Source organism: Ectobacillus funiculus, assembly GCF_004138295.1.
GTDB classification, from domain to species: domain Bacteria; phylum Bacillota; class Bacilli; order Bacillales; family Bacillaceae_G; genus Ectobacillus; species Ectobacillus funiculus.
On the sequence record NZ_SCFM01000004.1, the window covers coordinates 225,667 to 240,761 of the forward strand.

The 15,095-nt window shown below is 40.7% G+C and carries 11 protein-coding genes and 3 pseudogenes; 5 read left to right on the forward strand and 9 right to left on the reverse strand.

Annotated features, from left to right (window positions below; all coding sequences use genetic code 11):
• Positions 1–300: 300 nt before the first annotated feature.
• Together EP737_RS02585 and recQ are read right to left on the reverse strand one after the other, a co-directional pair.
• Complete coding sequence (locus tag EP737_RS02585; protein ID WP_129726360.1) at positions 301–1,650, reverse strand: FAD-binding oxidoreductase; 1,350 nt, start codon at positions 1,648–1,650, stop codon at positions 301–303.
• 391 nt (positions 1,651–2,041) lie between these two features.
• Entirely contained in the window at positions 2,042–4,165 is a 2,124-nt protein-coding gene (gene recQ, locus EP737_RS02590) for a DNA helicase RecQ (RefSeq protein ID WP_129726361.1), read from the reverse strand.
• Between the two features lie 277 nt (positions 4,166–4,442).
• On the opposite strand from recQ, the pseudogene EP737_RS26785 reads away from it, so the two are divergent.
• Positions 4,443–4,679, forward strand: a pseudogene (locus EP737_RS26785) (TOTE conflict system archaeo-eukaryotic primase domain-containing protein); the annotation flags it as partial.
• A gap of 196 nt (positions 4,680–4,875) precedes the next feature.
• Here EP737_RS26785 and EP737_RS26790 read toward each other — a convergent pair.
• The 6 genes and pseudogenes from EP737_RS26790 to EP737_RS02620 all read right to left on the reverse strand — a co-directional run.
• A pseudogene (locus EP737_RS26790) lies at positions 4,876–4,974 on the reverse strand (GH32 C-terminal domain-containing protein); the annotation flags it as partial.
• Between the two features lie 202 nt (positions 4,975–5,176).
• Complete coding sequence (locus EP737_RS02605) at positions 5,177–7,207, reverse strand: glycoside hydrolase family 97 protein (RefSeq protein WP_246040158.1); 2,031 nt, start codon at positions 7,205–7,207, stop codon at positions 5,177–5,179.
• A 489-nt stretch (positions 7,208–7,696) separates the two neighbouring features.
• A complete protein-coding gene (locus EP737_RS02610) occupies positions 7,697–8,548 on the reverse strand; it encodes an alpha/beta fold hydrolase (protein WP_129726364.1) in 852 nt (283 codons plus the stop codon).
• 52 nt (positions 8,549–8,600) lie between these two features.
• Positions 8,601–8,741, reverse strand: coding sequence for a 5'-nucleotidase C-terminal domain-containing protein (locus EP737_RS25395; protein ID WP_165350681.1), 141 nt, complete (start codon positions 8,739–8,741; stop codon positions 8,601–8,603).
• Positions 8,742–8,774: 33 nt separating this feature from the next.
• Complete coding sequence (locus EP737_RS02615) at positions 8,775–9,029, reverse strand: hypothetical protein (protein ID WP_205650865.1); 255 nt, start codon at positions 9,027–9,029, stop codon at positions 8,775–8,777.
• A 125-nt stretch (positions 9,030–9,154) separates the two neighbouring features.
• On the reverse strand, positions 9,155–9,685 hold the full coding sequence (locus EP737_RS02620) for a hypothetical protein (RefSeq protein ID WP_129726366.1): 531 nt from the start codon (positions 9,683–9,685) through the stop codon (positions 9,155–9,157).
• A gap of 525 nt (positions 9,686–10,210) precedes the next feature.
• On the opposite strand from EP737_RS02620, the gene EP737_RS02625 reads away from it, so the two are divergent.
• A complete protein-coding gene (locus EP737_RS02625) occupies positions 10,211–11,020 on the forward strand; it encodes an HAD family hydrolase (RefSeq protein WP_129726367.1) in 810 nt (269 codons plus the stop codon).
• A 313-nt stretch (positions 11,021–11,333) separates the two neighbouring features.
• Here the strand turns inward: EP737_RS02625 and EP737_RS02630 are convergent, their stop codons facing one another.
• A complete protein-coding gene (locus EP737_RS02630; RefSeq protein WP_205650866.1) occupies positions 11,334–11,792 on the reverse strand; it encodes a hypothetical protein in 459 nt (152 codons plus the stop codon).
• Between the two features lie 534 nt (positions 11,793–12,326).
• On the opposite strand from EP737_RS02630, the gene EP737_RS02635 reads away from it, so the two are divergent.
• The 3 genes and pseudogenes from EP737_RS02635 (at position 12,327) to proC (ending at position 15,093) form a co-directional block, all read left to right on the forward strand.
• Positions 12,327–13,289, forward strand: a complete 963-nt coding sequence (locus EP737_RS02635; protein WP_129726369.1) for a D-2-hydroxyacid dehydrogenase — start codon at positions 12,327–12,329, stop codon at positions 13,287–13,289.
• Positions 13,290–13,517: 228 nt separating this feature from the next.
• Positions 13,518–13,747: pseudogene (locus tag EP737_RS26165) on the forward strand (voltage-gated chloride channel protein); the annotation flags it as partial.
• 503 nt (positions 13,748–14,250) lie between these two features.
• Positions 14,251–15,093 carry a pyrroline-5-carboxylate reductase gene (gene proC / locus EP737_RS02645; RefSeq protein ID WP_129726370.1) on the forward strand — a complete coding sequence of 281 codons (843 nt, stop codon included), beginning with the start codon at positions 14,251–14,253 and terminating at the stop codon, positions 15,091–15,093.
• Positions 15,094–15,095 lie beyond the last annotated feature (2 nt).

The window sequence follows — 15,095 nt, forward strand, 5'->3', positions numbered from 1 at the left end:
TGCACTGCTTAATTCTTTTCTCGTAACCCAACAGGAAAAAGGGAAAGTAGAAAAGGAAGACCCATCTCATTTGATGGGCATTATTTTCAAACTTGAATAAGGTATAAATTTCTATGTGAAATCGAATTTTACATATCAGGAAATTTTAGAGGTAAAGTGTAATTTCTAGCTGGCAGACAATTCGTCGTAGCGAGAAATTTTAGGCGTAAAGTATAAAGGCAACTACGCCTCTGTCTTCGCCCAAGGGAATGGCTCGCCAATCGATGAGTTTTCTTTATCCGCCAATTTTAAGGCTGGTCTTTAAATCCATTTCATAAAAGGAGGGATGCTTTGAGGGAATTCAAATAGATTAAATGGGTCATATGCTGTTTTCACTGCTCGAAGCCGTTTAAAATTTTCTCCATAGTATGCTGTTGGCCAATCTCTGATGAACCGATCTGGCCAATTCACATAGTCTCCAGTTGCATATCGCGATAAAGCACTCCTTAATTCTTCTATCCAGCAGATGTTTCGTCGTTTTTCTGCAAAATTGCTCCATGTAGCAAGGTACTCTTGGGCGATGATCGCATCCCTATAATAGAAAGCAGTTTCATTTGGAGCAAACCTCCCTACTTCTCCTCTAAGAGATTGGTGCCAAATGCTAGATTTTTCATTTGGAGCGTTTTCTAAAAATTGCTTCATCGTCAGGATCGCTTTCATCGGAAAAGGCTTATTAAGAAAAGAACCTGATTTCTTTCGATAGGCTGGCTGATTTCCGCTTGGATCGTCAAAGAACCGAACAGCTTCAATATATGGTACTTCCTGTACTAATACTTCTGTAGGGGAACCTGCGTCTATTAAAGGCTGGACAAGTTCCTTTAACATGGAAGACGGACCGACAAATTCACCTTGGGTGATAATTTGATTAGCTTCCTTTGACTTTAATTCAATTTCCGAAGTTAGGCGTCCATCCGTGTTAGGTGCCCAATTCTGCCATGCGTCAAATGCAACTTCGAAATCCTCCCACTCCCATATAATTGAGAATATGGATACCATAGAAATGGGGTGCACCTTGAATATAAGAGACGTTACAATTCCAAAATTCCCACCGCCACCGCCGCAGCAGGCCCAAAATAAATCACTGTTGTGATGCCTGTTTGTTCTAATCAGTTTAGCATCTCTATGTCCACTTGCTATTACCATTTCAACTTCAAGAAGATTATCACAAGTGAGTCCGAACAATCGCGATAACATCCCAATGCCCCCGCCGAGCGTAAGACCGACAAGCCCCACACTGCTTTCAGTTCCTGCAGGGATAGTCGTTCCGTATTCCCATAATCTATTATATACTTGCCCTAAATTAGCTCCAGCTTCTATTTTTGCTGTCATGTCTTCACAATTGATCATAACTTCATCCATTTCGCTGACATCAATTATAAGACCACCATTTACTAACGAAAAATTTTCATAGCTATGTCGACCGCTCCTCACTCGAAATGGTACATGATTTTCTCTCACCCACTTCAATGCGTTTAATACATCCCCTGTATCCTGACAAAATACAATGATTCTTGGGAATTTAGAGACGCTTAAATTATTATTTATTCTGGCCTGCTCATATTCAGCATCATCAGGTGTAACGATTCGCCCGGTAAGCTTTGTCTTTTCCAAAATATAACCCCTTTCTCAGATGATGTAGAAAGGGGTTATATGCTATGAAAAGTCTTTAGAAAAAGACACATTTTTATAGGAAAGGAATAAGGGTTGCAAAATTTCCTCAGGGCTCTTTTAACGAAGCGGCAGGATTCACTTTATATTACAACCTGTTGAGTTGCTTACCCTTCTTATCGAAGCTACGTTGTCATCGAGCTTCAACCTTAAGATTGCTTCACCAGTTGCCAATCGTGCTACCGAGCGTCTTGCACTTACTCGGGCTGGACTTTCACCGGCTAGCAGACCACAGCTTCGCTGGTCTCGCAAAGCAAAAAAAACCGCTCCTTTTGAGCGGCTTTATAGTTCACGTAAAACTCTTTATTGGAAGTAAATCTTCTATGAACTGCCTTTAGATCGTTGACGCTGTCTTTACCAATGCAGCTTTAATCATAAAATAGCTAATGTCAGACGGCAGCTCATCTTTAATGGGCTTTAGCTTTTCCATCCCTACACGCAATGCCGCCTCTCGAATGAGTGCCTCCTGCTCCGGTGTCAAAATATTCTCCCATGACACCGCCATCCCTTCTTCCAAACATTGTACAATATGATTCTCAATCGTAGTACGGGATAACTGACGCTCAGCGGCAATCTCCTGAAGGCTTTTGCCCTGCTGATACATCTCATACGTTGCCAAATGCGATGGCTGTTTCGCCACCTGCTCTTTCGGTCGTTCCTGCACTTCCACAGCCGGAGCATAGGCTGGATTGCTTTCCAAATACTCCATGATGACCTGCAAAAAGCGTTCTCCATATCGTTCCTGCTTCGTCGCTCCAATTCCTTTTATGCCAAGCAACGCTTCTTTGGTTCGCGGCAGCTTTGCACACAAATCACGCAGCGTCTCGTCCGACACAATAACAAACGGCGGCACTCTCTCCTCAGCAGCAATTTCTTTACGTACTTGCCGCAGTGCTATAAACAGTGCATCATCGGATACGACACGCGTCACCGCCATTGCCTCTTTGCGCATCACGCGTTCCTTCCCAACAAGCACCTCTCGCCCCCGATTTGTCACATACAGCACCGGATACTGCCCGCCGGCCGTTCCTGCGTATTGCTCCGAAACAAGAAAGTCAATAAAATCCGTAATATCCTTTGCACTTTTATGCTTCAACAGTCCGTAGGTAGACAGCTTATTGAGCCGCAGTTCCTGCAGCTTTTTATTCAATGATCCGCCCAGTACCTGACTGATCATTGTCTTACCGAAACGCTCCCCCGCGCGGATAATGCACGACAGTACCATTTGCGCCTCCGTTGTCACATCGACTGCTGTCCGCTGGTCGGTGCAATTGCCGCAGCGACCGCACGGGCCGGTCGGCTCCTCGCCGAAATACTGCAGGATAAATGACTGCAGGCAGCCCTCCGTATAGCAATAATCCTTTACCTGAAGCAGCTTATGCAGCTCCTGATTTTTCAAAGTCTCTTCTGCATGCGACTGCTCCACCAAATAACGCTGCAATTGAACGTCCTGCGCCGCGTAAAACAGCACACACTCGCTGTCTAGTCCATCACGCCCGGCACGGCCGGCTTCCTGATAGTAGCTTTCCATATTCTTGGGTAATTGATAATGTATTACAAAACGCACATTACTTTTATTGATACCCATTCCGAAGGCATTCGTCGCTACCATTACGGTTACGTCATCCTGCAAAAAGAGATCCTGCTGCCTCTCCCGCTCGCTGTCGCTCATGCCTGCATGGTATTTGGCTGCAGCAATACCCTGCTTTTGCAGATGCTCCTGCAATTGATCCACATCTTTTCGGGTAGCCGCATATACAATACCGGCCTCTCCCCTGTTCTGTTTGACGTACTGCATGACATAAGTCAGCCTGTCCTGCCCCTTTACAACCTTAAAGGCCAAGTTCGGCCGTCCGAATCCCGTTACAATCGTGTTGTAAATTGGAATATCAAGTAAAAAGCAAATATCTTCTTTTACCTGGGGTGTCGCCGTCGCAGTCAGCGCCAGCATGACCGGGCTGCCTGGAATATACTCCATCATTTCTTTAATGCGTAAATAGCTCGGCCGGAAATCATGGCCCCACTGCGAAATACAGTGTGCTTCATCCACCGCTACCAAGGAAACCGGCAGATCCTGCAGCAGGTCCAAAAACTGCGGTGCATCCATCCGCTCCGGTGCTATATACAAGATTTTGTATGCCCCCTGGCGCAAGCCCCTTAATCGTTCACGTACCTCAACTGCACTGAGTGTACTGTTGAGGAAGGTCGCTGGAATGCCGACTCTCTCCAAACTGTCCACTTGGTCTTTCATTAAAGAGATCAGCGGTGAAATGACGATGGTAATGCCAGTAAGAAGAAGCGCGGGGATTTGATAACAGATGGATTTTCCGCCGCCTGTCGGCATAATACCGGCAGTGTTATTGCCTGCGAGCACGCTTTGGATGATTTGCTCCTGACCTGGACGGAAATTGTCGTAGCCGAAGTATTGTTTTAGGTATTGTTTTGCTTGAGTGAGCATAGGATGCCTCCTTTCGTTTTTACAGATTCTATTATAGCATTTTGGGAGAATTTGTAGCTTCGTGCGAGTCCTCTTTTCATAGAAACTTCGTGTAATGCACTAAAAGTATAAGCAACCATCACTAGCACAGCTGAGAAGTTGATAGGCCGGATGAATAATTAGAAATAATGAACTACAAGCAACACGGCGAGGTTCTATAGCTCATTACAAAAAGCTGCCCATTATGAGACATGAAACAATCTTCTCTCTTAGCTGGAGGAAATAAGACGTCAAGGTATTTGTGGATACATGTAAGCAGATAAAGGCGCCTTGCAGTATAGAACGCTCTCGCTCAGGGGAGGGTGCTCATGTCTGGATTTTCTTTTCAGAGAATATATCAGTTACAATCGCCAGGAAACTAGGGATGACGATCAAGATTTTACTACAGAATGATTTTAATATCTGTAGAAAAGCTAAATATGGCGGCCTTATACAAGACCGCCGATACTTACAACTCCCATACGAATTCTTTTAACCTATCTAAGTATTATTGATTGGCACTCCTATGATTTTTAAATTTAGCAGCTTGGGTATTGAAGTAAAAAGTATGCTTCTCATTTACTTGTAGACCGTAGCCTTTAGCTTCTCGTTTGAATCTTTTAATGTCCAATAATCCAATTCAATAGCACTTTTCCCATTGATTGTTTCGATAAATAGATAATTTTGATCCTCATTTGGAAATATTCGACTGGAAGCAACACGTTTTCTCCATCATTAATGAAGACTTCTATCGAGCTTTGATCCACAAAAATTTGTAGCTTTATTTCATCACCAATATTTTCTGCAACTCTATTAGTTTAATGATAAAAATGATCAAGAGAAAAGCTCTTATGATAGAATAAGCGAGCTAAGTATACTTTGAAATGAACAAAAAGAAAAAAATGAATTACATCCTAAGTACGTGTTCATCAAAGGCAGTATGTGTGCAAAGTTCAGAGTTTGGTCCATTATAAGATTATAGTTGAGTCTATATTAAGATGGAAATTGGGAGGCAAGATTTACTTCATGCTCATAAGCTGGCCGGATACGCATCGCTTGCCCGCCTCCATTAGCCAGCCTCAATTGTAGTATCGTGTTATGATCAACAAGTACCCTATCGATCGCAAGAGACAATGGATGATATACCCAATCCGCACCGACGCCATCTGCATAGATTTCAGCTACGTATTTCTTGTACGGGTCAAGGAAAGAGAAAGAGATATCAAACATGCGTCCATTTTCATTCGTGATGCTTCCTAAGTACCAATCATCACTATTTCTATCCTTCCTGACAATCGTAATATATTCCCCAATTTCACCGTTTAAAACCTTCGTGTCTTGCCAGTCAACCGGTACATCTAAAAGGAATTGCAGGGCTGGAAGGTTTTTCTCATAATTTTCAGGCAAATCAGCCAGCATTTGCAGCGGGCTGTACAAAACAACATATAGGGCAAGCTCTTTAGCTAAGGTACTTTTCACCCTGTTTTTCGGCCCATATTCCTCGAATAATAAATCTACAATTCCTGGTGTGTAATCAAAGGGGCCTGCGAGCATCCGGGTATACGGGAGGATGGTCGTGTGCTCTGGCGGGTTTCCCCCCTCCTGACTCCATGCATTATATTCCTGTCCCCGTGCCCCTTCACGAGTCATCATGTTCGGATAAGTACGTCTTTCTCCAGTATCTTTAATAGGCTCATGTACATCTAACATAATCTGATATCGAGCTGCTGTCTCCACCACTTTCCTGTAATGATTCACCATGTACTGTCCATGATGCCATTCTAAACCTATCACATTGCCTTGAGCATCATAACGTTTGATGGCTGGGTCATGACCTACATAGCCTGTTTTCACTGCATGAATCCCTAATTTTTTATAAAACGCAAAAGCCGCTTCCATTTGCTCTTCATAATTTTTAATCGCAGAAGAAGTCTCATGATGACCAATGATTTTTACTCCTTTTTTTGCCGCATAAGAAGCCACTTCTTGTATGTCAAAGTCTTCGTACGGAATTGTAAACTTAAATTGTTCTCCATGTTCTCCCCAATCCCCGTCCCAGCCTTGATTCCACCCCTCAAACAATACCATTGGAATTCCATATTTAGCAGCAAAATCAATATATCTCTTAGCATTTTCGGTAGTTGCCCCATGTTTAGGTCCAGAACCCCAAGTATACTTTCCAAGATGCATTCCCCACCAAATACCAATATACTTGCCAGGCTTTATCCATGAAACATCGCCTAATTGATTCGGTTCATTAAGATTTAAAATTAAATAGTTTGTAATGAAGTCCCCTGGATTTTCTGCAATTTGGATCGTGCGCCAAGGTGTTTGAAAAGGGGTAGATCCTTTCACTTTAACACCGTCTGACCAAGGAAAAAGATCCGCCTTAAGCTTATTAGAATGTAAGGGCATTAATGCCATGGAAGAATAATCTTTTAGGTTCGCCTCGTGAATACTTAAGTAAACTCCGTTAGTTGCTTTCATAGTAAGTGGTGTATGCACAGCATGAAAAGACTTGGCAATAGAACTGAGAGGCGTTTTATGATAAAGATATTCATAACGTTCTTTTTGATATGCCGGAATCCACCAAGCAGTATGATCACCTGTTAGTGAAAACTCAGTTTCCTCATCCATGATTTCAAAATCAGATATATGCTCTTGTTTTGGCAACTCATAACGAAAGCCGAGTCCATCATTGTATACACGGAAAACGATTGTCATTTTACGATGGGCTGCGGCAGCTTCCTCAAGATCAATTCTCAATTCGTTATACTGATTACGAATCTCTTTTACTTCCCCCCAAGGCTGGGTCCAAGTTTGGTCAAAACTATCATACTTGCTGCTGGCGATAAAAAGGTTCTGATTAAGCGGTGCCCCCTCTTTGAAAATAAAACCAAGTTTTGAGGCAGCCAAGATGTCTTTATCAGAATATCTAACAGCATAATAAGGTACTCCGTTCTTTAACATAAAGATGACATGAACTCTGCCATCTGGTGAAGAAATATAAAAGTTCCTATCCATAATTGCGTTCTTCCCTATTTTCGGAACTGTAGATCGTTTTGAACTGTAATTATCCCCTTGATATCTTGAAAAAGGAACTGGTATTTTAAGTGGTTGACCAGGGAATACAATTGGAGATATCAACCCATTTATCACCATAATGTTATTAATAGAGCAATTAAAATTCCTGGCTATTGAATCTAAAGTATCTCTGGGCGTAACACAATACATTATTATATAAAAGTTCTCCATATCCCACCTCACACTAACACTTTAACCACTTTACTAATATATGCATGGAACTTGAATCCATTGTTACATCAAGGAAAGCTACCATCTCAATAACCAAGTAGAGAAAAATATCATCATCTGTTAGAGTGATAAGTAAAAAGCAACCTGGAAAATCCGACTTTCGACCACGACAAAAGCCCATACGGCGTAAGAACTTGCCGTATGGACTGCTCAGTTTCTATAGTTACTTCCTACAAATATTGCATCTATAATTATCATTTATCGAAGAAAATTCTCGATGATGGAGATCTGTTCCTCCGTATTTAAAGCTGGGGCATGGCCTAATTTCGGAATTGTCACCATTTGGCAGTTTGGTTTCTTTTCCATTTTCACTGCTACATCTAGGGGCAATACGTCTGATACTTCTCCTCGAATGAGTAAGACTTTAGATTGAATAGTTTCCCAGTAGTTCCATAAGTTTAAGTCCTCTGTATGCTGAAATTGCAAAGCAATGTTCGGGTCATAATCAGGACTAACCCCACCTCCATCTCTCCGTCTACAAGAATATTGGGTAAAGTCAATCCATTCTTGCTCATTAGAAAGACCAAACGCGGCATAAATGGTCTTATAATAATTTTTTAGTTCGGTAAAGGTGTTGAATTGTGGAGGAGTCCCTACATAACTTATAATTCGTTTAATTCCTTCAATATCTAGAACAGTATTATCGGAAGCACCTGCTCCAATGTCATTTAAAGCCAAGTGGGTAATGCGATGTTGATGCAAAGGTGTTCCAGCAATACGCATCCCAATGGCGCCCCCCATCGAGGTTCCAATCCAACGGACTTGTTCAATTCCTAAACAGTCTAATAGTTCAATAGCCAGCTTACTATAATTTTCAAAACAATAGTCTTTTTCAGGAGAAGAGCTCCATTGGCTCCATCCTCGCCCAATCGTATCTGGACAAAGGAGATGATAATCTCGGGCTAAATGGCGGGCCAAAATATCAAAGTCCCGCCCGTTCCGGGTTAGACCGTGCCAACAAACCACTGTCGGCTTCTGTGGATTTCCCCATTCAGTAAAATGAACCTCCATGCCATTAATTCTTTCAAATCTAGATTTAGGAGATAACATAAAATAGCCCCTTTCATTTATTCTATAAATTACATATTCACTATAAGGGAAATTATCCCTTCTTCAATGTTACTTTGCCTGCATTAAGATTTGCTCGGACACCGCCGCCATTCATTAAGGCAAAGTCAGAATCCATTTTTGCCTTCATTTGAGCTTTTCGATAAATCCTTGCAGCCTGTTGTTTGTGATTCATTTTTCTAAGTACAATTCTTCATTTGTTCTCCCTCTAAAAAACTCCTTTTAAGATCTTAGTTGTCTGATAGCAAGCCTCGACACCAAGAAGCTCTTCATCTGTATGCTCATTCAAATAACTAGTCGATTGATTCACACTTTGAATGCCATGTCCGGTCCAAATTCTCGTGTCGCTGCTTCCCCCCATCGTCATAGCCCAGCCTCTTAGTCCCTCTTCAACCGCCACTTCCTCAAAAAAGGCACCGTAGTCTTTATGGCAAAATGGTAGAAAACTACCACAAGAAGTCACAATATCGCCATTTCCGCTAAAAACGTCCAAAGGATGATTACCGCTCTGGACCCTTTTTGTGGAAAATTAACAGAACCTTTCCACAAAAAAATACCGAAGTTCCAACGACGGAACCTTCGGATAGTTTATGTCTCCCCCTTTAGTAGGTGTTTGCGCATGTTATATACACGTATGGCAAAACGATCTGCGTACTCTTCCATTGGCAGTAATCGGTACCACATGCCAACCTCCTCTCTGCTCCAGCTGTTTTCTTGGCTTCGCAGCCACGCAACAAGTGCGCCGTGCGCGTCAATCATCTCCCTCATTCTCACTTCACCGTGTAAAAAATAGACTTCGTTCATTTCCACAAGATGCGCATACTCATGGTACAAAATGAAGGCGTATAAGTGTTGAGAAGGGATATTATACATCTTGGCCCATTGCAGTTGTTGTTCATCCCATGATGGTGTGTCGGGAATGCTGATTCCAATCATATATCCGCCATCCATCATTTCCAATACCTCTCCCTCTGCTCGCGGCAGGGAATCAGAGGATGTAAAAATCCAAGAGTCAGACGGGAGCACAAGCAGGGGTTTCACCGGAATGGATAATGGGTAATGTTGTTGCAGCCATGTATACTCGCGTTGCAACATCTTTCTCCACACTTGATAGCTCACATTCTCCCCCCTTTTTTTCCTTGTTTGAATATTCCCTGTTGTGTCACTCTATGTGTGCTGCTCCTCTTATATGCGCATAGAACCCAGGTTTGCTTTGCGCTGGCTTCGCTTGAAATGTGGCGGATGAGTTCAAGCACACATTGCCCGTCTTTGCTGTGAAATACATCCGGAAACTCCAATTGCACCCGTTTTTCCAACTCCGAAAAATGCGCGTGAAGAGTTAACAGAGCCTTTTAAAATGTTTTGGGAATCTTAAATTCAATTGTTCCCTGCTATACTGATCCCATAAGAAGTTGGACAACCGTACATTACAATGAAAATTAGAAGAAAGGGATTATCTTTAGAGTTGCTTTTTCACCCGCTAATATTAAAAATTAATTGTAGCTATCCAAAAGCTTTTACAGCATATAACCCCAGCTTCCCTGAAAAGTTGGTCTTTTGAAATATCGTGAAAAAAGGTAATATTGACAAAAATCTGCGGGAAAGATAAGAATTGCCATAAACTATTTTCAAAAGGAGAAAGAAATGCAGAAACAAAACATTTTATTTAACCTTGACGATACACTGGCCTATTGTAATAGATATTTTAACCAAGTTATCGGGGAGTTTGCTGACCAAATGACCATATGGTTTGACTCGATCACAAAAGAGGAAATCGAACAAAAGCAGCTTGAAATCGATTTGGAGTCAATTAATGAACACGGTTTAACATCAGAGCGTTTTCCGGAGTCCTTCGTTGGTACTTATCACTACTTTTGTGGGTTGACGGGAAAAGAAAAGAATACGTCCGATATCGAATTTCTAAGAGAGCTGGGATTTAAAGTTTTTAAAATCCCCGTAGAACCAATCCCTTTTATGAATGAAACCCTGCAGCAATTAAAAGAAGCGGGCCATCAATTGTATTTGCACACAGGCGGAGATGAAGCTAATCAGCGCAGGAAAATCACTCAGTTAGAACTTACTACATATTTTGAACATCGTATTTTCATTTCAGAACATAAAGATACCACTGCTTTATCGAATATATTAAAAACAATTGATGCCGATCCTGAAAGAACCTGGATGGTTGGAAATTCATTAAAAACTGATATAGTGCCGGCACTGGAAATGAGCATCAATGCCATTTACATTCCTGCTGAACAAGAATGGGAATATAACATGGTTGAAGTGAAGGTAAAGCCTCAAAGAGCTTTTCTTACATTACATTCACTGCAGGAGGTACCCGATGCCATTCACAAACACATTATGGAGGAAGATCAATTTAAGAATAACTTCTCTTCAAATAGCTTTAATGTCTATAACCAAAAAGAAGATGGAGATAATTTTTTCATCTGAAGAGTTAAGTCTTAAGAGCTTTTAAAGCAGTTGCTCCAGCAGCTGCTTTAAAAGCTTATCCTGGCTTTGTAGTTCTTTTAGTATTATTTTCTATTGAAAAGCTATGAGGGTAGACTCATGTAAAACAACAGCACACTTTCATAAGCCCATGCTTGTTTATATTTCCCCTGCCTATATCCTAAAATTGCATCTGAGAATTAACTTGTATAGCGTATTCATTTTTAGTTAACATAAATTATTATTATGAGCCCCTACTCTCATATACAAATAAAACAGCCTCCTAATCTTCCTATATTTGTTACTCGTTCAACATTTATTTGGGTAATAGGTAAAAAGCAACCTGGAAAATCTGACTTTCTGCCATATAAAAAGCCCATGCGGCCCAAGCACCTGCCACATGGACTACGCCGTTTGTATAGTTGCTCACTACAAAGTAACTGTCTTTTGACTTGCTATAGCCAAATACAGCGCCCTTATCAAAAGATACCCATTCATATTCATTGTCTACAATATGATTAAGGTTAGATAACCCTTGTTGCGTCCCTGGAATTTTCCCCTTATACTCTCGAACCTTAAGTTCCCCTTTATAAAACTCAGTCCCATTTAGTCCTTTCCAATCTCTAATTGCATTGAAATAGGCTTTCTGGTCCTTATCCCATTTATTCTCTTCTAATCTAATAATCTCTTCAGTTTTATTGGTTAACCAATCATAAATTTCTTTGTTTTTGTTGGTATTATTAGATATTTTAATATAAATATCATCCGGTTCCAACCATGACATTGCACCCTTTGCGCTATATACTTTTTTTGTTATTGTATCGTAAACCTTGATATCAATTGAATAATATCTACTGCACCCATACCGGTGAACAGAATAAATGTACATATGTCTGTTTTTGGGTTCAGTCAATCCAAATAAATTACCTAAATTTCTTTTTTTAGGCTCAATTAATCCGAAGAAATTGTTTAAAGAAGGCTTTCCATAATCGTCACCGATTTTTAAACCTAACGTGGTTTATTACTCTGTTCTTGCTTAACTATATAAGTTGAATTTAATTCTTACACCTTCTTATTCAGTGACTAAATCATCATTCAAATTGCCTTTATAAGGCACTGTATTCTGTATGAATTTGTGCTGCAATGGGATTGTGAGAAAATATTTAGTTCAACTTATATAGATTTTATCCCTATTCATTTTATCAAGCCTTCAATTTTCTAAATGTTCTGTATTTTATGCTAGAATGAAATAAGACTCCCCCTCAGCAAGAAATTCGTACAGGCCAAAAACTAAAACGTAGGTGATATTGTGAAAAAAAGAAAGCTTGTAATTACCCAAACTGTTAGTCAGGCTCATTATCAAAGCATTCAAGAAATTATACCCGATTGGGATATTATTACGGGCAAAGACAGCTCTATTTGGGAGAACCATATACTGGATGCTGAAATTATTGCTGGTTGGAGAAAAAGTATGGCACAGCAATGCCTTTTGGAGGAATCAAAGCTACGCTGGGTGCAAAGCTGGAGTGCTGGTGTGAACAGCTTACCCCTAGAGGAACTGGCAGTAAGGGCGATTGTATTAACAAGTGCCAATGGTGTGCACGCGTATCCCATCTCGGAAACCATTTTTGCCTTAATGCTAGCATTAACGAGAAAAATTCATACATACGTTCGAAACCAAATGACACACACATGGCATCATTCTAATTTATCACTGGAAATGCATAAAAAAACGATTGGTATCATTGGTGTCGGCGCCATCGGTAAGGAAACTGCTAAAATCGCCAAAGCCTTTGGCATGAGGGTCATTGGATTGCGCCATTCTGGCAAACCGGAGGATTATGTTGATGAGATGTACAAATCTGAGCAATTGAATACAATCCTTCCCCAATGTGATTACGTGGTTGTGACCTTACCGCTTACAAAAGAAACCTATCATCTATTCGGTCCGCAGCAATTTCACCTTATGAAACCTTCCGCATTCCTGATCAACATCGGCCGCGGCGAAGTGATTTCGGAAAAGCATTTAATCCAAGCACTGCAGGAACAGAAAATTGCTGGTGCTGGGCTAGATGTATTTGAAACAGAACCATTGTCTAAAGCAAGCCCATTATGGACGTTGGAAAATGTCATCATTACTCCTCATACGGCCGGTTCAACAGAGCATTATGACAAACGTGTAATAGAGGATATTTTCATTCCAAATTTACGTGACTACGTCAAGGGAGCAATACCTAGGATTAACTTGGTTGACTATGTAAAGGGGTATTAATATTTCTGTTATGAACTGCACCCACGCCGTAAGGGCACACTAAGAGCCTTTCTAAACGGGGCTGATGACTCCTACTAGAGATGTGACCTGAAATGGACTTTCCTAGTAGGAATCCATTTTTTTATCGAAAACGAGCAACATTAAGTAAAAAAGGAGAGCGAACATTAAAAGAAATCAAACAACATATTTCTGCAGGCTTTTCCAATAAAACGTACCACACCTTGTTATTTTATCGGCGTATTTTGCGGAGCAACGAATACACCGATTGCATGTTTTATTATGGAAATTGAGCTCTTTGGTTCGGAAGCAAGTGTAATTTATTCATTGCCTGTATTGTTAGTTACTTATTCTCAGGACATACAGGGATTTATACATCTCAACAAATTGAGGCTTCCAAAAATAGCTGGATTGAAATTCCCAAACAGGCAACGTTAGCTTCGGTGAAAAAAAGTAAATGAAGTAATTTACAAGAGAGATGGAGGGAAAAAATTTGATAAAAATCTCTCCCTTATCTTTTTTTATCACCCTTTACAGAAAAAAGCCTAGCTGTATAATCCTCCCAACAGCTTATGGTTATTTATCCTAACAAGAAGTATCTCTGTTTGCAAGCTTTACTCCTCTTTTCTTAAGCCTGTATCAACGTACTTATCTCCCATGATCAAAGAAAAGAAAACGGTTTCAAAATAAATCGAATTAAAAATATTCAGACAATTATGTCATACCCATCTCATAAAATATCACGATATTTTTGACATATAAACAGCTAGTGCTGCACCAATCAATATCATTACATTTATATAATCCGTTATCCCCTCCCTCCCTTGACAACAAATGTGAGAATGTTAAGATAAATTACAGCGCAGATGCAATTAGAAAAAAATGGAAAATTAACCTTTCTTTGATTTTTCTAAGCATAATTGTTCTCTTCAAAACATACGAATCACAAAACAGGAGTGATGAGATGGCCAAGAATCCAACGATTGCTTTTTTAGGAGCTGGTTCCATGGCAGAAGCGATGATTGCTGGTATCGTTGCCACAGAACAAACTCCTCCCAATCATATCATTGTAACGAACCGAAGCAATACAGAACGATTAGTGGAACTTCACAACAAATACGGAATACAAGGTATAAAACAAGAGCACCTATCATTTGATAAGATAGATGTGCTTATTTTGGCAATGAAGCCAAAACACGCGCAAACAGTCCTGCAATCCCTCAAGCACCACATACGGCCTAATCAGTTGATCCTATCTGTATTAGCAGGAATTTCCACAGCTTACATCGAGAACTATCTTCATGAAGATCAACAAGTTATTCGCGTAATGCCCAATACCTCTGCGATGATCCAAGAATCGGCCACCGCTATCTCGGCAGGAATATATACGACTGCAAACAATGTCGCGTATGCGCAAACATTATTGCAATGTTTAGGTGAAGTATACATCATTGATGAAAATCATATGGATATTTTTACAGGCATTGCTGGAAGCGGCCCTGCTTATTTTTATTATTTGATGGAGCATATTGAAGCAGTCGGAAAGGAAGCCGGATTAGACAGCGAAGTGGTGCGTAACATCGGAGCACAAACAATTCTCGGTGCTGCTAAAATGATCATGCAGCAAAACGACACACCCGCTGAGCTCAGGGAAAAAGTTACATCTCCGAATGGTACGACTGCTGCTGGATTAGCAGCCCTCAAAAAACACGGAGGCGGAAGAGCGATTGCTCAAGCTGTCAAAGGTGCTGCAAAGCGGTCACAAGAAATTAGTGCACAGCTTAGGAAAGAAACAAAGACTGTATAAAA